We start from the raw sequence: 17,588 nt of genomic DNA, 5'->3' as shown, positions 1-17,588 counted from the left end.
GATAAGGGCCGGGAAAGGGGTGTAATTCGCTTGATGGTGCGGGCTGAGAAGGCCTCGGCTGACGCTGTTTTGTTTTGCTAGACCGGTCAGGGTTGGCGTCGTACCGAATTCGGTATATATTCGTACCGAACTATGGAGGATCCCATGCGCCTGGAGAACATCAAACCCATCACCTACCTGCGGGCCGAGGCCGCGCAAATCGTGAGGGACCTCGAGGAGAGCGGCCAGCCAATGGTCATCACGCAAAACGGCGAGGCAAAACTCGTCATTCAGGATGTCCGCTCCTATCAAGCACTGCAAGACAAGTTCGAGATGCTCAAGCTGCTGGCGCTGGCCGAGCAACATCATCGGGCCGGTGAGCATGGCGACATCTCGGAGCTCTTCGAACAACTCGATAAGCTCGATCAGGCCGAATTCGGACGCACGAAGGCTGACGAGTGACGGGGTCCATGCGAGTCAGGCGTTATCCCACCGCCGATATCACCGTCCAGAATTTGCGCCGCTATCTCGTGACTCGATTCGGTCAACGAACGTGGCTCGAGACTAAAGCAGCCATCGAGCGCACGATTGAGACCATCTGCCAGTATCCGTTGATGGGCTCACTCGTGGACGACGAGACACCGGCCGTCAAGAATTGGCGTCAAGCGATTACGGGCAAAACGCGAATCATCTATAAGGCGGATGGTGACACCATCTACATTGCTTTTATCGTCGACGTCCGGCAGGACCTGGGGAAGTTGTTCGATATGCTGCTCATGGCGAAGCTTTAGCCGCTAAAAAAGCGTGGCGGGCATCACGGCCGTCATTCGGGTGACGGGAGGGGACGGCGGTTCGAATGCGCCGGGCAATGCCAGGCGGGCCAAGGAAAGCGCTTATGGGCGGGGATATCACCCGCCCACAAAGCGATAGGAAAGGAAAGGTATCGACCTTCGGCTAGTACGCCACGTAAGGCGATTGGCTGCCGGTTCCTGCCGTGGCTGTGTCGTACCCGAAGTAGACAGTCTTGCCGTAGAAGAATGGCAGGCCGAAGTCCATCACATTGGAGAGGCCCAGTGTGCCGGCCAAATCGTTGAACGCATAGTTGCTGGTACTCAACGTGCTTTCGCTGGCGATGGTCATCGTCACAGTAGCGGACGCCGCCGAACCGGATTTGTTCGAAACCGTCACACTGCGCGTAGTCGTCGGCGACGGACAATACCAAGTGCCGCCGGAACATTGCGCAAGCGTGCTGTCGTCGAAGAAGTAGCCGTTTGAACCAGAGTCGAAGAATCCGAAAGTCGAAGCGCTCGTCGATGAAAGCACGGTGCTATTCACGTTGCCCGATGAATCCGTTCCAAACTTGTGCGACGCTGAGTATGTGTTGTTCGACTGCGTGCCGATACCGAATGTCAACGTACCGGTGGCCGAGACCGCCCCGGAGGTATCGATCGACGGCATCGTCAAAATAATGCCGTTGTTATCGGACGTGAAGTTCGCGACCGGATTGGCAACTTGGCTCGTCAATGCCATCGTCGTTTGACTACAGGTGCTGCTGCCGCAGCTGTAATACGTGCCATTGCTCGCGGTGGTCACGCAAGTCGGACAATCATATGGCGCCACTCCGATGCCGAGAATGCCGTTCGCACCGATCGCGTTCACCGTATTCTCGGAACTGCCGGTCGTTCGCGATGTGCAGCTAGACGGCGCCGCAATGGTCGAGTCCATATCACCGAGGATCCCAATCGGAATGTTGCTCGCCGTTTCGCCGGCGATCTTTACATCAGCCCTGCGCACTGAGCCCCACGTATAGCCGTCCGCGAATACGGAGCACTCGGCAATCGCATTTCCGCTGCTGTCCGTCTCGGCCGACAGACTGCCAAGTACCGCCGAAGCAGCCGTATTCACGAGCCGCAAGCCATACGACATGGTGTCGACTTGAATATTACCGATGGTCTGGCAAGTCGAAGTCCCGGGGACGCAGACGGTCACGCTCACCGTCGGAATATTGGGCGTGCGCGTCGACGTCAACGCGCTCTTAGCGACCGTTACTGTCACTTGATTGCTCGCCGTACTGGATGAGCTCGAACTACTCGAACCACTCGAGCTTCCCGAGCTGCTCGAGCTGCTAGAACCACCGGAACCGCTGGACCCGCCCCCGCCGCACCCGGTGAGCAATGCTGTAGCAATGACCACGCATACTGCGCAGATCCTGCGCAAAAATCTGTTTTCTGATCGCACTATGATTTCTCCGCTCGTAGTCGACCGCTCATTGGATATCGCTGGCGGCTACGCCGCTCGGCAATGCGCTCGGCAGATAGGCCTGGCCCACGAAAGAGCCCATGTGCCCGCCCACATGCACAACGAGACCTGACTGTTCGACATTCGTTGGCCCGCGGCCGCCGCCTCGCTGCTCCCGCTGCGCAGCGACTGCGCTCTGCACTTGCGGAAAGTAGCTGCCGAGCAGCGTCGACAGGTCGGGCATCTGAGCGCCTTGCCATGCGATGCCGAACACATTTCCGTCCGATCCGATGTATTCGCGCACGACGGTGCCCGTTTCGAGCGTCGTTTGCTTGACCGTATAGGTGCTCGTAGACGTCGTAGAAGATGAAGATGACGAGGCCGCATGGGCCACTGTCGACGCCCTATCGACGGTCGCCCCTGATGGCGTTTGCATCGGCGCCCCGCCGAGCGCTGCGTGAGCGGGGGCCATGACCACAAGCAACGCACAAGCCGCAACCACAGCCGGCAACGTGCCCTGAATCGAACGAATGAACATGAGAAAGACTCTCCCTCGATTTGCTGTTATGTCGCTAAATCTCGATTTTCGGTCTTGTAAACTACCATCACGCGGCAATCGTTTGCCACCGATGATTTACTCCGTAACACGCATGCGTCGCATCGTGCAAAGTTCATCGAGTCGCAACGACAATACGGGCGGGACCATCACAGTCCGCCCGTTTCAAAATCGAAACAAACTGCGAAATCGCCGCCGAAATCGTCAGAACCCGAGACTCGCGAGCAGGTCGTCGACCTGCTGCTGATCCTGCACGACGTCCGCCTTGCCTTGCGGATTGATCTGCGGGCCGTTGAGAAGCCCGTCGTCGTCGCTGCTGGTGCTGAACGAAGTGCCGGGCTCGGCCGCGAGCGCGGCCGCGTTCTGCGCGAACTGCTCGCGCCGCTCGGGAGCGATATTCTCGATCAGCACGGAAAGAAGCTGCTGCTCGATCGAGTAGACGACGTCCATGATCTTCTTGATGACCTGCCCGGTCAGATCCTGAAAATCCTGCGCCATCATGATTTCGAGCAACTGCGCATTCGTCGCGCTCGTCGCTTCCGACACTCCCCCCAGGAACGTCCGCGTCTCGGAGAGCAGCGCGCGCACCTCCTCGCGTTCGATCGGCGCGTCGTACCACTGCTCCCAGCGGCTATCGAGCGATTTCGCGTCGCTTTGCATCTGCTCTTGCATCGGCTTCGCGATTTCGATCGCACCGAGCACACGCTGAGCGGCCTGCTCGGTCATATTGGCCACGTAATTGAGGCGCTGGCGCGCGTCGGTCACCGTTTGCGCCGCGTGCTCGACCTGCTTGTCGAGCCCGAGCTCGAGGATCGAATCGCGCAGCGTGCGCGTGAGCTGACCGATGCGTGCGAGGATGCGATCGGTCGTCAGATCGGCAAGATCGGCGCCTTCGCTGAGGAGGTTTGTCGGCTGGTCCACTTCAGCTCCCGGTCTTGCCCAACTTCTCGAGAATCTTCGTGAGCTTCTCGTCGAGCGTGGCAGCCGTGAAAGGCTTCACCACGTAGCCGCTCGCGCCGGCCTGCGCCGCCGCGATGATGTTTTCCTTCTTCGACTCGGCCGTCACCATCAGCACCGGCAGGTGTTGAAGCGACGCGTCGGCGCGAATCTCTTTCAGCATCGCGAGGCCGTCGAGATTCGGCATGTTCCAGTCCGAAATCACGAAGTCGTAGCCGCCGCCGCGCAGGCGCGACAGGCCGGCCGCGCCGTCCTCGGCTTCGTCGACGTTCGAATAGCCGAGCTCCTTCAGCAGGTTGCGGACGATCCGTCGCATCGTCGGAAAGTCGTCCACCACCAGGATTTTCATGCTCTTGTCCATCTCGTTCCCTTAGTTCCCAATTTCGCCCGCACGAAAGCCGCAGTGTCGAGCCTCGCACCCGTCTCTCCGTCAGGTGCCAGGCCGTCGGCCGAAGCTACACGCGCTGTACCCGATCGCCCATCGCCGCCAGACGCGCCATCACGCGGCGGCTCATTTCCGACAAAGGCGCAATCTCGTCGGCCGCGCCGAGCGCGATCGCCTCGCGCGGCATGCCGAAGACGATGCAGCTCGCTTCATCTTGCGCGAGAGTGTATGCGCCCGCATTTCGCATGTCTAACATTCCCGCCGCGCCGTCGCGCCCCATGCCCGTCAGGATCACGCCGACCGCGTTCTTGCCCGCGTGCTGCGCGGCGGACCGGAACAGCACGTCGACCGACGGCCGATGCCGGTTCACGGGCGGATCGTCCGACAGGTGCGCGATATAGTTGGCCCCGCTTCTCGCCAACAGCAGATGCGCATGGCCCGGCGCGATATAAGCATGGCCCGGCAGCACGCGCTCGCCATGCTCCGCTTCCTTCACGGTGATGCGGCACAACCCGTTCAGGCGCTGCGCGAACGACTTGGTGAAGCCCGGCGGCATGTGCTGCGCGATCATGACGGCCGGCGCGTCGGGCGGCAGCGGCTCGAGCAGCTCGCGGATCGCCTCGGTGCCGCCCGTCGAGGCGCCGACGATGACCAGCTTCTCCGTACTCACGAGCGGATTGTTCAGCATCGGCGCCTGCACGCCCGGTGTCGCGCCGCCCGCGCGGGCCGGCTGCGCCTGGCGCACGCGCGCGCGCGAAGCGGCGCGAATCTTGTCCGCGAGTTTTTCCGAATACTCGAGCATGCCGTCGCGGATGCCGACCTTCGGCTTCGTCACGAAATCGACGGCGCCGAGCTCGAGCGCGCGCAGCGTGATCTCGGAGCCGCGCTCGGTCAGCGACGACACCATGACGACGGGCATCGGCCGCAAGCGCATCAGCTTCTCGAGAAAATCGAGCCCGTCCATGCGCGGCATTTCGACGTCGAGCGTCAACACGTCGGGGTTGTGCTGCTTGATGAGCTCGCGTGCGACGAGCGGGTCCGGCGCCGTGGCGACGACCGTCATGTCCGGCTGACCGTTGATGATCTCCGTCATGAGGCTTCTGATGAGCGCCGAATCGTCGACACACAAAACCTTGATTTTCTGCACAGCGCTCAGGCCTCCTCTACCGTCTTAGGGCTGTTGCTATTGCCGCCGCCGCGCACGCCGCCCACCGCGCCGAAGAGCTCGATGCGCGGCTTGGCCGGCGCCGCCGCCGTTGCCGGTCCCGCGAAGTCGGCGCGCGGCTTCGCGGCACCCGGCGTGGCGTGGGACGTGAACAGCTCGGCATGTTCTTTCGCGCGGGCGCGCGCGTGGCGCGCCGCGCGCGCTTCGGCCACCTGCTTCGCGAGTTCCTGCTCGCGCTCGGCGACGCTCGGCTCCTGTTGCAGCCGCAGCTTCTTGACCATCGCCTGGCCCGTCGCCGGCATGAATGCGACCTTGCGCGGATGCACGCCTTGCAGGTCTTCGGCGACGATGCGGATCTTCTCGAGCGCGAGATAGCGGCGCGCGAACTCGGCGTTGCGATCGCCGATATTGATCGTCGTCATGCCGGCGAGAACAGCGGCGCCGCCGAACACCTTCGCCTCGAAGCGCTCGCGCCGGCCCCCCATCTTGATGAGCTCGTTGATCAGCACTTCCATCGCGTAAGCGCCATAGCGCATCGATTCGGACGCGGCCTGCGTCGGCTCGCCGTCGTCGGGCAGCATGAAGTGGTTCATGCCGCCAATTCCCGCTGTGCGGTCGTGAATGCAGGCCGCCACGCACGAGCCGAGCACCGTCACGAGCACCATATCGTCGCCCGTCGTATAGAACTCGTTCGGCAGCAGCTTCACGCCACGGCGATTGAAGTGGTTGTCGAAGTAATGATTGGTCGCGATCGGCAGGCTGCTCATACTTCAGCCTCCTGCCCGCGTCTTGCCGCGCTGCCGCTCGCCGCCGCGCGTCCCGTCGCCTGCGCGCGTGCGCCCGCCCCCGTATCGCGCGTGAGCTCGTAGACGGTCTGCCCGCGCAGCCGGAATGCCTGCGTCACATAGGTGAAGTTCTCCGAGTGACCGGCGAAGAGCAGCCCGCCCGGCTTCACGAGCGGCTCGAAGCGCGCGAGCACTTGCGACTGCGTCGGCTTGTCGAAGTAGATCATCACGTTGCGGCAGAAAATCGCGTCGAACTGAGTGCGCAATCCATAATCGGCGTCGGTCAAATTCAATTGCTGAAAGCGGATCATCGCACGCAGTTCGGGCCGCACCTTCACGAGACCCGCATGCGGGCCGGTCCCCTTCAGGAAGAAACGCTTAAGGCGCTCCGTCGAAAGCGGCTTTACCTGGTCGAGCGAGTAGACGCCCGCCTCGCCCTTCGCGAGCACTTGTGTATCGAGATCCGTCGCGAGGATCGTTGCCTGGCGCGCGGCCGAATCGCCGAGCGCCTCGACGAGCGTCATCGCGATCGAATAGGGCTCCTCGCCCGTCGAGGCGGCCGAGCACCAGATCGAGACCGGCTGCTGACGGCGCTTCACGAACTCGGCCAGTATCGGAAAGTGATGCGCCTCGCGAAAGAACGCCGTGAGGTTCGTCGTCAGCGCATTCGTGAAGGCTTCCCACTCGGCCGCATCCTGCTCCGACTCGAGCAGATCGAGGTAGCGCCGAAAGCTGTCGAGCCCGCGCGCGCGCAGGCGCCGCGCGAGGCGGCTGTAAGCCATGTCGCGCTTATGGTCGGACAGCGAAATGCCCGCGCGCCGATAGATGAGTTCGCGGATGCGCGCGAAGTCCGCCGACGTGAACTCGAAATCGCGATCGCCAAAGCCGGCGCGCTCGGCGAGGCCGGGGCCGCTTGGCTCGACCCCATCGGGCCGCTCGGATGCGCGCGCTATCGTCATGGTCCTACTCTTTTCGTTCCGTCACTTCGTCGCTTCGTGTCTTCGTCGGGGCGTTCAGGCCATCGTCTTGGGCTGCGTCTTCATCTTCATTTCTTCATTCTCAGAACGTTTCCCAGTCATCGTCGGAAGACTTGCTCGTCGACACCGCTGCCGCCACGGCTGGCGCCGGCTTCGCGGGCCGGGCGACGCTCGGCTTGGCGGGCTTCGTCGGCAATGGCCGCGCGACCGTCGAGGCGGTGCTCGCCGTTGCCGGCGGCGTCGGGGCGGCTTCGTGATGGGACTGCGCGGCTTGTGCGCTGGCCTGCGCAACGTTTGCTTTCGGCGCCGTCGAATCGTGCGATGCGTTGGCGGCCGATGCCGCCGAATGCGTTGCGCGCGACGACGCGACGGAGGAAGGCCGCGACACGGTACGGGCGGATTTCGCTGACGTCAGTGCCGGCTTGCGCGATACCGTGGCCGTCTGTGCCGTGTGAGCCGTCTGGGCTGCCGGCGATGCCGGCGCCGCGTGCGGCATCGACGTCCTACCGCCACCGCTGGCGGGCGCATGCTCATTGACGCGCCAGTGGCTCACCTCGGCCTTCAGTTGCCGCGTCTGCTCTTCGAGCGAGGCCGCGGCGGCGGCCGCCTGCTCAACGAGCGCCGCGTTCTGCTGCGTCACGTCGTCCATCTGCACGAGCGCGCGATTGACGCCTTCAATGCCCGTCGACTGTTCTTCCGACGCCGCGCTGATCTCACCCATGATGTCGGTCACGCGGCGCACGGCCTGAACGATTTCCTCCATCGTCGAGCCTGCGCGGCCGACGAGTTCGGAGCCGCTCGCCACCTTGTCGGCCGAATCGCCGATGAGCGCCTTGATCTCCTTGGCCGCCGCCGCACTGCGCTGCGCGAGGCCGCGCACTTCGCCCGCCACGACCGCGAAGCCGCGGCCCTGCTCGCCCGCGCGAGCCGCTTCGACGGCCGCGTTGAGCGCGAGGATGTTCGTCTGGAACGCGATGCCTTCGATGACGCCGATGATGTCGACGACCTTGCTCGAGCTCGTCGCGATGTCCTGCATCGTCGTGACGACCTGGCTCACGACGTCGCCGCCGCGCATCGCGATATCCGACGCGTTGACGGCGAGCTGGCTCGCCTGCCGCGCGTTCTCGGCATTCTGGCGCACGGTGCCCGTGAGCTGGTCCATGCTCGAGGCCGTCTGCTGCAGCGAGGACGCCTGTTCTTCCGTGCGCTGCGAGAGATCCGTGTTGCCCATCGAGATCTCGTGCGCGCCGACGTCGATCGACTCGGCGCCTCTCGCCACCGCCTTCACCATCGCCGTGATGCTGTCCTGCATCTTCCTGATGCCTGCGAAAAGACGGCCGACTTCGTTTTTGCTCGTCACTTCGACGCGGCGCGTGAGGTCGCCTTCGGCGATGCGCTCGAAGTGCTCGATCGCATCGTCGAGCGGCTTGACGATGAGGCCGCGCAGCGCCAGGCGAATCACGACGATGAGTACGATCGCGAGCACGCCGATGCCGACGATGAGCGACTTCATCAGCGAGATTTGCGATTCCGCCTCCGCGCGCATTTGCTCGACGTGCTGCTGGCGTGCCTTCACGACGCTGCTCGCCGTCTGGTCGAAGGCGACGAACATGGGGCTGATTTTCGTATCGGCGATCGCGTGGTAGCCGGCCATGTCTCCGGCTCGCACGGCGGCGAACTCGGGATCGACACCGTCATGCGTGAGCGAGGCGTAGCGCGCCGAAAGTTCGGCGACGAGCGCGGAATCGAGGCCTGCCTTCGGGGCGTTCTGGAACGCCTGCCACGCTTCACCCGCCTTCCCGTAAAGCTCCTGAGCCCGATCGAGCACCTTCTTCGCCTCATCGGCGTTGTTCGCTTCGGTCAGCGCGCGGAATCGGTCGAGCGCGATGCGCGAACGCAGCAGATAGGCACTCGTATCGTCGAGCGAATGGATCGCGGGCAAATCGTCGAGCGCAAGCGCGTCGAGCGTGCGGCCCGCTCCCGAGAGCGCGGTGAGCGCGAGCGCGCCGACGGCGAGCGTCAGCGCCAGGAACACCGCACCCATCGCCGTGAGCGTCGTGCGAATCGACCAGTTGTGCAGCATTTCTCGAATCTCCGTACACACAGTCTTACTGAGCGCCCCCCGACGTTTCCTCGAGGCGGGCGCCGCGGGCCTGTTACCCGGCGAACGAGTCCATCAACGCCATTTCCTTGCTGGTCATCAGCTTCTCGATGTCCATCAGAATCAGCATGCGGCCGTCCACGGTGCCGAGTCCGGTCAGGTACTCGGCCGTCAGCGTCGCGCCGAACTCGGGCGCGGGCATGATCTGGTCGGGCGTCAGCGTGAGAACGTCGGAGACGCCGTCCACGACCATGCCGACGACGCGGTGCGCCACGTTAAGGATGATCACGACCGTTTGATGGTCGTATTCGACGCGGCCCAAATGAAACTTGATGCGCATATCGACGATCGGCACGATGATGCCGCGCAGATTGATGACGCCCTTGATGAACTCGGGCGCATTGGCGATGCGCGTCACGCTGTCGTAGCCGCGGATTTCCTGCACTTTCAGGATGTCGATGCCGTATTCTTCGGCGCCGAGCGTGAAGACGAGGAATTCCTGTCCGTTCGCGTCGGCCTGCTGCGCGTCGCGGCGTCCGCCGGCGACGAGCGCGTTGTTCGTATTGCTGACTTGGAGTTCTGCCACGTTAGCCCCCACCACGGTTGGGAATTACGAAAAATTCATTGCGCCATGCGAGGCGCGCGAATCGCGGATCAGTGCCGCCACGTCGACGATCAGCGCGACGCTGCCGTCGCCGAGAATCGTCGCCGCCGAGATGCCGTGCACCTTGCGGTAGTTCGTTTCGAGGTTCTTCACGACGACCTGCTGCTGACCGACGAGCTCGTCGATCAACATGGCGAAGCGGCGGCCCTCCGTCTGCATGATCGTGACGATGCCTTGCGTCGGGTCGGTGCGCGCACCTTCGACCGAAAAGATCTCGTGCAGCGCGACGACGGGCAGATATTCGCCGCGCACGCGCACGACGCGCTCGCCGTTCGCGACCGTGTAGATATCGTCGGCCGACGGCTGCAGCGACTCCATCACGAAGTTGAGCGGCAGGATGAAGATTTCGTTGCCGACTTTGACCGACATGCCGTCGAGGATCGCGAGCGTAAGCGGCAGGACGATGCGCGTCGTCGTGCCCTTGCCTGCCTGTGAGGCGATCTCGACGTGTCCGCCCATCGACTGAATGTTGCGCTTGACGACGTCCATGCCGACGCCGCGGCCCGAAACGTCCGTCACCTGGTCGGCCGTCGAGAAGCCCGGCATGAAGATGAGGTTCCAGACTTCCTCGTCCGTCATCGAGTCGCTGACCTGCATCCCCTGCTTGGCGGCCTTCGCGAGAATCTTGTCGCGGCGCAGGCCGGCCCCATCGTCGCTGACTTCGATGACGATGTTGCCGCCGTGATGCGCCGCCGAGAGAACCAATTGGCCGGTCGGATCCTTGCCCGCGGCGCGCCGCGCCTCGACTGTCTCGATGCCGTGGTCGAGGCTGTTGCGCACAAGGTGCGTGAGGGGATCGATGATCCGCTCGATGAGACTCTTGTCGAGCTCGGTCGCCTGGCCGAACGTGACGAGCTCCACTTCCTTGCCGAGCTTCGCCGCGAGGTCGCGCACAAGGCGCGGGAAGCGGCTGAAGACATAATCCATCGGCATCATGCGGATCGACATCACCGCTTCTTGCAGATCGCGCGCGTTGCGCTCGAGCTGCGCCATGCCGTTGAAGAGTCGATCGTGCAGCGCCGGGTCGAACGTGCTCGTCGTCTCGGCCAGCATCGCCTGCGTGATGACGAGCTCGCCGACGAGGTTGATCAGTTGATCGACCTTCTCCACGCCCACGCGGATCGAGCCGCCCTCGCTCGTCGCGGCGGCGGCGGCCGGGCGCGCCTTGCGCTCGTCGGCGCTCGCGGAGGAAGGCGAGGATGCCGATGAAGCTGACGACGAAGCAGCAGCCGGCATTGTCGGCTTCGCCTCGGGTTGTGCGTCCGGCTGGGCGTCCGGTCGAGCCGCCGCGGCCGGGGCCGACATCGCCGCCGGCGCTGGAGCAGGTGTGGGCGCGGCTTGCGCCGCGGCGGCCATGGAGGCCGAAGCCGATGCAACGGCCGGCTGCGCCGCGGATGCCGCGTCTCCCGCCGCCTCGGCCGAGGCCTCCCCTTCCGCGCCCGGCGCCGTGCCGCGCCCAATCACGATCTGGCTTTCGTCGATCACGAAGCAGAGCACGGCGGTGATGTCGTCGGTCGGCACGTCGGTCTCGAGGTAGACGATCAAGTCGCCGCCGCTCTTCGCCTGTTCGACGATGTGGCCCAGGTTGCCCAGTTCTTCGATGAGCAGCGCCTGGTCCTTCTCCCCCACCCCCCGTAGCGTCACTTTCAGGTGAGGTCCTGCATCCGTTGAAGCCTGGGCCGCCTGCGCCGCATCTGGCACGACAGCGTTTGCGGTGCCGTGCGTCGCATCGATCGCCTGGTCGACGACATGATCGGGCGCCATGCCTTCGGCCGCGCCGCCGGCGGCGCTCGCTTGCGCCGCGGGTGCGGGAGCGGGCGCCGGAGCCGACGCGACCGGCGCCGCGGGGGCGGCCGTCGGGGCCGAAGCTTGCGCCGGCTCGCCATCGCGCAAGCGCTCGAGCTTCGCGCAAATCGCGGCGGCCGCCGCGGCGTCGGGTTCGGCGCTCGCGCGATAGGCGGCGAGCTGATCAGCGAGCACGTCCTTCGTTTCGAGGAACGTGTCGATCATGTCCTTGCGCAACGTCAGCTCGTTGTTGCGGGCGCGATCGAGCAGCGATTCGAGAATGTGCGTGGTTTCGGTGAGCGCCGCGAAGCCGAACGTCGCGGCGCCGCCCTTGATCGAGTGAGCCGCGCGGAAAATGGCCGCGAGGTCCTCCGGATCCGGCGTGCCGACGTCGAGATTGAGCAGCAACTGCTCCATCTCGCCGAGCAGCTCGTCCGCCTCGTCGAAGAACGTCTGATAAAACTGTGTGATGTCGAGTGTCATGCGTCAGTCACCGCGAAGAATCATGAGGGCAGCGCCGCGATCAATTCGGTCAGCGTGTCGAGATCGAGCGGCTTGGCGATCCAGCCCGTCGCGCCGGCCGCGCGCGCCGCGTCCTTGAACGCATCGCCGTCCTCCGTCGTCAGCACGAAGATCGGCGTCGCCTCGTAGGCCGGCTGCGAGCGCAGCGCGGCAATCACATCGAGGCCGCTTCTCCTCGGCATGTACTGATCGGTCAGCACGAGATCGAACGGATGCGGGTGCGCGAGCGCGCTCGCGAGCCCCTCGTCGCCGTCGGCCGCCACGGTCACCTCGTAGCCCGCCTCGCGCAGCGTCGCGGCGAGGATTTCGCGCATCGCGGCCGAGTCGTCGATCGCCAGAATGTCCCTGATCATGAGTGCCTCACTGCTTGCCCGTCGATCCGGCCTGCTCGCCCGGCGCCTTCAGAAGCGGGGGCTGCATCTTCTGCGCGAACGAGGTCGCGCCGGCGGCGTCGTTGGACAGCGTCGTTGTTGTACTGTCGTCGCGCATCACCGCTTCCTCGGATTTGCGGTTGAGCACGATGATGCTGATGCGGCGATTCTCCGGATCGAGCGGATCCGCCTTGTTCAGGTTTTGTGTCGACGCGAGGCCGAGCACGCGCAAGACCTTGCCTTCGTCCATGCCGCCTTCGACGAGCTCGCGCCGCGACGCGTTCGCGCGATCGGCCGAGAGCTCCCAGTTCGTATAGCCGCGCCCGTTACCGGCATAGGGCACGGCATCGGTGTGGCCTTGCACGACGATATGATTCGGCACGTCGTTCAACGTCTTGCCGATCGCCCGCAGAATGTCGCGCATGTAGGGCTCGACGTCGTCGCTCGCCGTGGCGAACATCGGCCGCTTCTGCGTATCGACGATCTCGATGCGCAGGCCCTGCAGCGTCGAATCGATGCGGATCTGCTGTTTGAACTGCCGCAGGATCGGGTTCGCCTCGATTGCCGCCATCAGCTTCACCTGCAGGTCGTGCAGGCGCTCCTGCTCGCGCCGCTCGAGGGAGCCCTTGAGCGGATCGATCGCTTGGTCGTCGTTCTGCGCGGTCGTATGCGTCGCCTTGTCGGTCGAGCCTTCGGTGCGGCGCGTGACGCCGGCCGCGTCGGTCGAGATGTCGCGGCCGCCGCCCTTCAGAATGCTCGACGAATCGGCGCTGCGATCGCCGCCGAAAAGCGCCGCCTTGAGCGGCTGCTGAAAGTATTCGGCGATGCCCTTGAGCTGGACCGGCGTCGCGGCCGACAGCAGCCACATCAGCAGAAAGAACGCCATCATCGCGGTCATGAAGTCCGCATAGGCGAGCTTCCATGCGCCGCCGTGGTGCCCCTTCCTTGCGGGCGCCACGCGCTTGACGACGATCGCCTTGTCCTTGCCCTTGCTCATCCGCGCGCTTCCTCGAGTCGTGCCTTGCCGCCTGCCAGGTTGGTTCGCCGTCCGCGCTTACTTCGCCTTCACGCGGCGCACGTGCTCTTCGAGCTCGGCGAACGACGGGCGCTCGGTCGAGAAGAGCACCTTGCGGCCGAACTCGACGGCGATGGCCGGCGCATAGCCGTTCAGGCTCGCGAGGATCGTGACCTTGATGCACTGAAACATCTTCGTGGACTCTGCCACGCGCTGCTCGGCGAGGCTCGAGAGCGGGCCGATGAGCCCGTACGAAAGCAAAATACCGAGGAACGTGCCGACGAGCGCCTGCGCGATCATCGCGCCGAGCACCGCGGGCGGCTTGTCGGCCGACGCCATCGTATGGACGACGCCCATCACCGCGGCGACGATGCCGAACGCCGGCATCGCGTCGCCCGTGCGCATCAGCGCGTGCGCGGGCCCCTCGCCTTCGGCGTGATGCGTTTCGATTTCCTCGTCCATGAGGCTTTCGATCTCGAATGCATTCATGTTGCCGCCCACCATGAGCCGCAGGTAGTCGGTCAGGAACTCGACGATATGCTTGTCCGCGAGGATCTTCGGATATTGCGTGAAGATAGGGCTCTTCTCGGGGTCGTCGATATCGGCCTCGAGCGTGAGCGTGCCTTCCTTGCGCGCCTTCGCAAGCAAAACGTAAAGAAGCGCCATCAGCTCCATGTACACATCCTTCGTGTACTTCGAGCCTTTGAACAGCGTCGGCAACAGCTTCACCGTCGCCTTGATCGTCTTGAGCCCATTGCCGAGGATGAACGCCCCGAGCCCGGCGCCCATAATCATGAGCGCCTCCTCCGGCTGCACGAGCGCGCCCAGATGTCCGCCCGCCAGCGCATAGCCGCCGAAGACGGACAGCACAGTCACGAGTGTTCCAACGAAAATCAGCACTGCCGGGTCCTCACAATGGTCGGCGGAGACCGCCGTTGATCAGGTTTACGGCAGGCGGGCCGAAACTTTGAGGACGAATGCGCGTAAACGGCAGTATTGCGGCGGTATGGGTCCGCCGCGGGAACCGGAACGCGCGTCGACATGCAAGGCTTCCCTCGAAGCGGGTCAGACATGCCGAAAGACGGCCGGACGCTCAGGCCGCCTCGGCCAGGCTGGTCACGGCCGTCTTGGCGGCGGACTTTTTGGTTTTGCCGGCTCGCGAAGGCGGCTGGCAGAGCCCGCAGACGAAACCGTTCTGCGGATCGTGCGCATGCGCGACGAATTGACCTTTGCAACGCACGCAAGCGGTCATCTGGAGCATGCCCGACTCGAAGAAACGCACGAGGGTCCAGGCACGCGTGAGCGAAAGCAGCGGCTCGTCGCCATGCAAGGCCGCATGCTCGAGATAGAGCCGGTAACTTTTGACGATGCTCTGAATCGTCTCGCAGCGGCCATGGAGCGCCATGAACCGGTAAATATTGTAGAAAAGCGAGGAATGGATGTTCGGCTGCCAGGTCATGAACCAGTCCGTGGAAAACGGCAGCATGCCCTTCGGCGGCGAAACGCCTTTCAGTTCCTTATAGAGCTTGATGAGCCTGTCGCGCGAGAGGCTCGTTTCGGCCTCGAGCAACTGCAAACGCGCGCCGAGTTCGATCAGCTCGATCGCCAGCGTGATTTCCTTGACTTCGAGCACTACGCTCTTTGTTGCCATATTAGCTGAGCTCGCGCGATCAGCCGATCGTTTCGGCCGGCTGGCCCGCCATCAGAATGGCGGAATGCGAATGCGAGAGCGCCGACGACTTGCCTTTATCGGCCAGCGACGAAAGCACCGCGTGATCGTCGAAGCGGAAGCGGCACAAAAGCTGGTTCGATGCGGCGAGCTTCACCGTCTGCGCGAGCGTGAGGTTCGCCAGCACGTCGGCGAGCTGGTCCGAGATGCCCATGCGGAACATCCCCATTGCCCTGTCCTCGCGCAGCAGCCGTTGGGCAAGCAGCAAATACGACAGATTGACGTCTTTGATCTCGCTGAGCGTTTCGCTGGTTGCGTCCATGATTTCCCCCGTTCGATGCCGCACACTTCCGATGCGGTGCTCGGTCATTCGGAAACGTTTGCCCGATGCGGCGCCAACGCCGCGCGCGAGCCGGCCCTTCTTGGGCTTGGCGCAATTGTGTCGAATTGTAAAAAGACTGGAAATCGGAAGAAGAACCGCGGGGCGTGTCGGAACTATCTGGAATGCATGTAGGAGTTATTCCTACATCGGGCCGCGTTCTTGCTATTTTGGAGACTGCCAAGCGCTCTGAACCGCGCCGGGCCGGGCGCTGCGGGAAATTACGGCGCGATCACCCGCGGCGGCACACAGGCAGATTATAGGGAGGGTGGTCGCTGCTTTGCAATAAATGCGTGACCCGCGCCACGCCGCTCGGACGTTGCGCGCGCCTTGCGAAACGCTTGCGCAGCGTCGACACACCCGCTCGCGACGCCGCTGTTTCGGGCTGTAACAAGGCTTAAGGGTTTGAAAATGCGCTAAGCAGCGGCGCGTCCGCTCCCGATAATGACAACCAAGGACCTTATGCGGCGCAGCAGCGAAAAACGGCGCCGCTCTTTTTAAGCAAGGAGATTCCCGTATGCGAATCGCTCAAATTGCGCCGCTTTACGAGGCCGTTCCCCCGAAGTTCTATGGCGGTACCGAGCGCGTCGTGTCGTACCTGACCGAAGCGCTTGTCGAGCTCGGCCACGACGTGACGCTGTTTGCGAGCGGCGACTCGGTGACTTCGGCTACGCTCGAAGCGGCGTGGCCGCGAGCCCTGCGGCTCGACCCCTCGATTCGCGATCCCCTCGCTCCGCACATGCTGCTGCTCGAGCAAGTGCGGCGTCTCGCGTCCGACTTCGACGTGCTGCATTTCCATCTCGATTACCTGCCGTTCGCCCTGTTCGCGAACGCAGGGACGCCGTTCGTGACGACGCTGCACGGGCGGCTCGATCTGCCCGAGCTGCAGCCCGTCTTCAACACGTTCACGGATGCACCGGTCATTTCGATATCGCAGTCGCAGCGCACACCGTTGCCGCAGGCCAATTGGCTCGGCAACGTCTACCATGGCCTGCCCTCGGGGCTGCTGACACCGCGCACGCAGGAGGAGCCCGAGTATCTGGCGTTCCTCGGCCGCATCTGCCCGGAAAAGCGTGTCGATACCGCGATTCGCATCGCCGCCATGAGCGGGCTGCCGCTCAAGATCGCGGCAAAAATCGACAAGGTCGACCGCGACTACTTCAAGACGGAGATCGAGCCGCTGCTCGGCGAAGCCCATGTCGAGTTCATCGGCGAGATCGACGAGACGCAAAAGCCCGAATTCCTCTCGGGCGCGAAAGCGTTGCTGTTCCCGATCGACTGGTGCGAGCCGTTCGGGCTCGTCATGATCGAAGCGATGGCCTGCGGGACGCCCGTCGTCGCATTCAACCGCGGCTCGGTGCCCGAGGTGATCGACCACGGTGTGACCGGATACATCGTCGAAGACACACATAGCGCCGTTGCCGCCGTACAGCGGCTCGACGAGCTCTCACGCGAAGAAATCCGCGCTCAGTTCGAGCGGCGCTTCACCGCGCAGGCGATGGCGCGCGCCTATGTCGAGAAGTATGAAACGCTGATCGAGCGCACCGCGCGCCGCCCCGCGCTGCGCAGTGTCGCGGCGGGTTGATGTGATGTGCGACGGTCCTTGCGCGGCGCCAGTGGGGGCTCGGAAGCAGCAGGCCTTCGGCGGCGCGCATCACAGCGCATTCACTCTTTGATGAGATAACGGTCGCGGTTCTTGCCTTGCATCCAGCCCGGCACTCGACCGCGGCCGCTCCACGTCGCCCCCGTCTTCGGATCCCGGTATTTCGCCGGCAGCGGTGCTTTCTGCGTGCTGCCCTTGCGGGGACGACCACGACGAGGCGCTTCCGCGAAACCGAGGTCACGCGCCGACAGCCCGAATTCGGCGATTTTTTGTTGGATGTCGGCGATGACGTCGGCAAGCTCGGCGCGCCTTACCTCGTCCGCCTGCGCCTGCAGCTTCGCAATCTGTGCCTTGAGTTCTGCGTATTGGGACATCGTGGTCTCCCTGGATAAAAGAACAATGCGTGCCCGGAGGTTAGTCGGAACGCGCAAAGCTGG

19 protein-coding genes are annotated in these 17,588 nt (G+C 64.0%); 3 read left to right on the top strand and 16 right to left on the bottom strand.

What is annotated here, in order from left to right; translation table 11 throughout:
* Positions 1-144: 144 nt before the first annotated feature.
* Both B0G57_RS16465 and B0G57_RS16460 read left to right on the top strand, forming a co-directional pair.
* Entirely contained in the window at positions 145-441 is a 297-nt protein-coding gene (locus tag B0G57_RS16465) for a type II toxin-antitoxin system Phd/YefM family antitoxin (protein WP_026229812.1), read from the top strand.
* Positions 442-449: 8 nt separating this feature from the next.
* Positions 450-770 (top strand): type II toxin-antitoxin system RelE/ParE family toxin, encoded by a 321-nt coding sequence (locus tag B0G57_RS16460; RefSeq protein ID WP_018441500.1) that lies wholly within the window; start codon positions 450-452, stop codon positions 768-770.
* A gap of 163 nt (positions 771-933) precedes the next feature.
* Here B0G57_RS16460 and B0G57_RS16455 read toward each other — a convergent pair whose 3' ends face one another.
* From B0G57_RS16455 to flhD, 15 genes are all read right to left on the bottom strand, one after another.
* Complete coding sequence (locus tag B0G57_RS16455; RefSeq protein WP_267879610.1) at positions 934-2,172, bottom strand: DUF3443 domain-containing protein; 1,239 nt, start codon at positions 2,170-2,172, stop codon at positions 934-936.
* Between the two features lie 73 nt (positions 2,173-2,245).
* A complete protein-coding gene (locus B0G57_RS16450) occupies positions 2,246-2,755 on the bottom strand; it encodes a DUF2844 domain-containing protein (protein WP_018441497.1) in 510 nt (169 codons plus the stop codon).
* Positions 2,756-2,977: 222 nt separating this feature from the next.
* Positions 2,978-3,694 carry a protein phosphatase CheZ gene (gene cheZ / locus B0G57_RS16445; RefSeq protein ID WP_018441496.1) on the bottom strand — a complete coding sequence of 239 codons (717 nt, stop codon included), beginning with the start codon at positions 3,692-3,694 and terminating at the stop codon, positions 2,978-2,980.
* 1 nt (position 3,695) lies between these two features.
* Positions 3,696-4,091 carry a chemotaxis response regulator CheY gene (gene cheY, locus B0G57_RS16440; RefSeq protein ID WP_018441495.1) on the bottom strand — a complete coding sequence of 132 codons (396 nt, stop codon included), beginning with the start codon at positions 4,089-4,091 and terminating at the stop codon, positions 3,696-3,698.
* A 94-nt stretch (positions 4,092-4,185) separates the two neighbouring features.
* Positions 4,186-5,262 (bottom strand): protein-glutamate methylesterase/protein-glutamine glutaminase, encoded by a 1,077-nt coding sequence (locus tag B0G57_RS16435; protein ID WP_020566281.1) that lies wholly within the window; start codon positions 5,260-5,262, stop codon positions 4,186-4,188.
* Positions 5,263-5,267: 5 nt separating this feature from the next.
* Complete coding sequence (gene cheD / locus B0G57_RS16430; protein WP_018441493.1) at positions 5,268-6,047, bottom strand: chemoreceptor glutamine deamidase CheD; 780 nt, start codon at positions 6,045-6,047, stop codon at positions 5,268-5,270.
* Complete coding sequence (locus B0G57_RS16425; protein WP_018441492.1) at positions 6,044-7,024, bottom strand: CheR family methyltransferase; 981 nt, start codon at positions 7,022-7,024, stop codon at positions 6,044-6,046. The genes cheD and B0G57_RS16425 overlap by 4 nt, the downstream gene beginning before the upstream one ends.
* Before the next feature lie 100 nt (positions 7,025-7,124).
* Positions 7,125-9,125, bottom strand: coding sequence for a methyl-accepting chemotaxis protein (locus B0G57_RS16420; protein WP_018441491.1), 2,001 nt, complete (start codon positions 9,123-9,125; stop codon positions 7,125-7,127).
* 73 nt (positions 9,126-9,198) lie between these two features.
* Positions 9,199-9,729: a chemotaxis protein CheW gene (gene cheW / locus B0G57_RS16415; RefSeq protein ID WP_018441490.1), complete on the bottom strand. Its 531-nt coding sequence runs from the start codon at positions 9,727-9,729 to the stop codon at positions 9,199-9,201.
* Between the two features lie 24 nt (positions 9,730-9,753).
* Positions 9,754-12,075 carry a chemotaxis protein CheA gene (gene cheA / locus B0G57_RS16410; RefSeq protein ID WP_018441489.1) on the bottom strand — a complete coding sequence of 774 codons (2,322 nt, stop codon included), beginning with the start codon at positions 12,073-12,075 and terminating at the stop codon, positions 9,754-9,756.
* 20 nt (positions 12,076-12,095) lie between these two features.
* Positions 12,096-12,467, bottom strand: a complete 372-nt coding sequence (locus B0G57_RS16405; RefSeq protein ID WP_018441488.1) for a response regulator — start codon at positions 12,465-12,467, stop codon at positions 12,096-12,098.
* A 7-nt stretch (positions 12,468-12,474) separates the two neighbouring features.
* The gene (gene motB, locus B0G57_RS16400; protein ID WP_018441487.1) at positions 12,475-13,482 is read right to left on the bottom strand and encodes a flagellar motor protein MotB; all 1,008 of its coding nucleotides are present in this window, start codon (positions 13,480-13,482) and stop codon (positions 12,475-12,477) included.
* Between the two features lie 57 nt (positions 13,483-13,539).
* The gene (gene motA, locus B0G57_RS16395; protein WP_018441486.1) at positions 13,540-14,400 is read right to left on the bottom strand and encodes a flagellar motor stator protein MotA; all 861 of its coding nucleotides are present in this window, start codon (positions 14,398-14,400) and stop codon (positions 13,540-13,542) included.
* A gap of 193 nt (positions 14,401-14,593) precedes the next feature.
* Positions 14,594-15,151 carry a flagellar transcriptional regulator FlhC gene (gene flhC / locus B0G57_RS16390; RefSeq protein WP_018441485.1) on the bottom strand — a complete coding sequence of 186 codons (558 nt, stop codon included), beginning with the start codon at positions 15,149-15,151 and terminating at the stop codon, positions 14,594-14,596.
* A 19-nt stretch (positions 15,152-15,170) separates the two neighbouring features.
* Complete coding sequence (gene flhD / locus B0G57_RS16385) at positions 15,171-15,491, bottom strand: flagellar transcriptional regulator FlhD (protein ID WP_018441484.1); 321 nt, start codon at positions 15,489-15,491, stop codon at positions 15,171-15,173.
* A gap of 574 nt (positions 15,492-16,065) precedes the next feature.
* Between flhD and B0G57_RS16380 the strand changes: the two genes are divergently transcribed.
* Positions 16,066-17,133 carry a glycosyltransferase family 4 protein gene (locus B0G57_RS16380; protein ID WP_018441483.1) on the top strand — a complete coding sequence of 356 codons (1,068 nt, stop codon included), beginning with the start codon at positions 16,066-16,068 and terminating at the stop codon, positions 17,131-17,133.
* An 80-nt stretch (positions 17,134-17,213) separates the two neighbouring features.
* Here the strand turns inward: B0G57_RS16380 and B0G57_RS16375 are convergent, their stop codons facing one another.
* Positions 17,214-17,525: an H-NS histone family protein gene (locus tag B0G57_RS16375; RefSeq protein WP_018441482.1), complete on the bottom strand. Its 312-nt coding sequence runs from the start codon at positions 17,523-17,525 to the stop codon at positions 17,214-17,216.
* Positions 17,526-17,588 lie beyond the last annotated feature (63 nt).

Source organism: Trinickia symbiotica, assembly GCF_002934455.1.
GTDB classification, from domain to species: Bacteria; Pseudomonadota; Gammaproteobacteria; order Burkholderiales; family Burkholderiaceae; genus Trinickia; species Trinickia symbiotica.
This window is presented reverse-complemented; position numbering and strand designations above follow the sequence as displayed.

Bases quoted from the DNA above. Each gene is read 5' to 3' on its own strand.
- B0G57_RS16465 (WP_026229812.1), top strand. From the start codon at position 145: ATGCGCCTGGAGAACATCAAACCCATCACCTACCTGCGGGCCGAGGCC.
- B0G57_RS16460 (WP_018441500.1), top strand. From the start codon at position 450: ATGCGAGTCAGGCGTTATCCCACCGCCGATATCACCGTCCAGAATTTG.
- B0G57_RS16450 (WP_018441497.1), bottom strand. From the start codon at position 2,755: ATGTTCATTCGTTCGATTCAGGGCACGTTGCCGGCTGTGGTTGCGGCT.
- cheY (WP_018441495.1), bottom strand. From the start codon at position 4,091: ATGGACAAGAGCATGAAAATCCTGGTGGTGGACGACTTTCCGACGATG.
- cheD (WP_018441493.1), bottom strand. From the start codon at position 6,047: ATGAGCAGCCTGCCGATCGCGACCAATCATTACTTCGACAACCACTTC.
- B0G57_RS16425 (WP_018441492.1), bottom strand. From the start codon at position 7,024: ATGACGATAGCGCGCGCATCCGAGCGGCCCGATGGGGTCGAGCCAAGC.
- B0G57_RS16420 (WP_018441491.1), bottom strand. From the start codon at position 9,125: ATGCTGCACAACTGGTCGATTCGCACGACGCTCACGGCGATGGGTGCG.
- cheA (WP_018441489.1), bottom strand. From the start codon at position 12,075: ATGACACTCGACATCACACAGTTTTATCAGACGTTCTTCGACGAGGCG.
- B0G57_RS16405 (WP_018441488.1), bottom strand. From the start codon at position 12,467: ATGATCAGGGACATTCTGGCGATCGACGACTCGGCCGCGATGCGCGAA.
- motB (WP_018441487.1), bottom strand. From the start codon at position 13,482: ATGAGCAAGGGCAAGGACAAGGCGATCGTCGTCAAGCGCGTGGCGCCC.
- flhC (WP_018441485.1), bottom strand. From the start codon at position 15,151: ATGGCAACAAAGAGCGTAGTGCTCGAAGTCAAGGAAATCACGCTGGCG.
- flhD (WP_018441484.1), bottom strand. From the start codon at position 15,491: ATGGACGCAACCAGCGAAACGCTCAGCGAGATCAAAGACGTCAATCTG.
- B0G57_RS16380 (WP_018441483.1), top strand. From the start codon at position 16,066: ATGCGAATCGCTCAAATTGCGCCGCTTTACGAGGCCGTTCCCCCGAAG.
- B0G57_RS16375 (WP_018441482.1), bottom strand. From the start codon at position 17,525: ATGTCCCAATACGCAGAACTCAAGGCACAGATTGCGAAGCTGCAGGCG.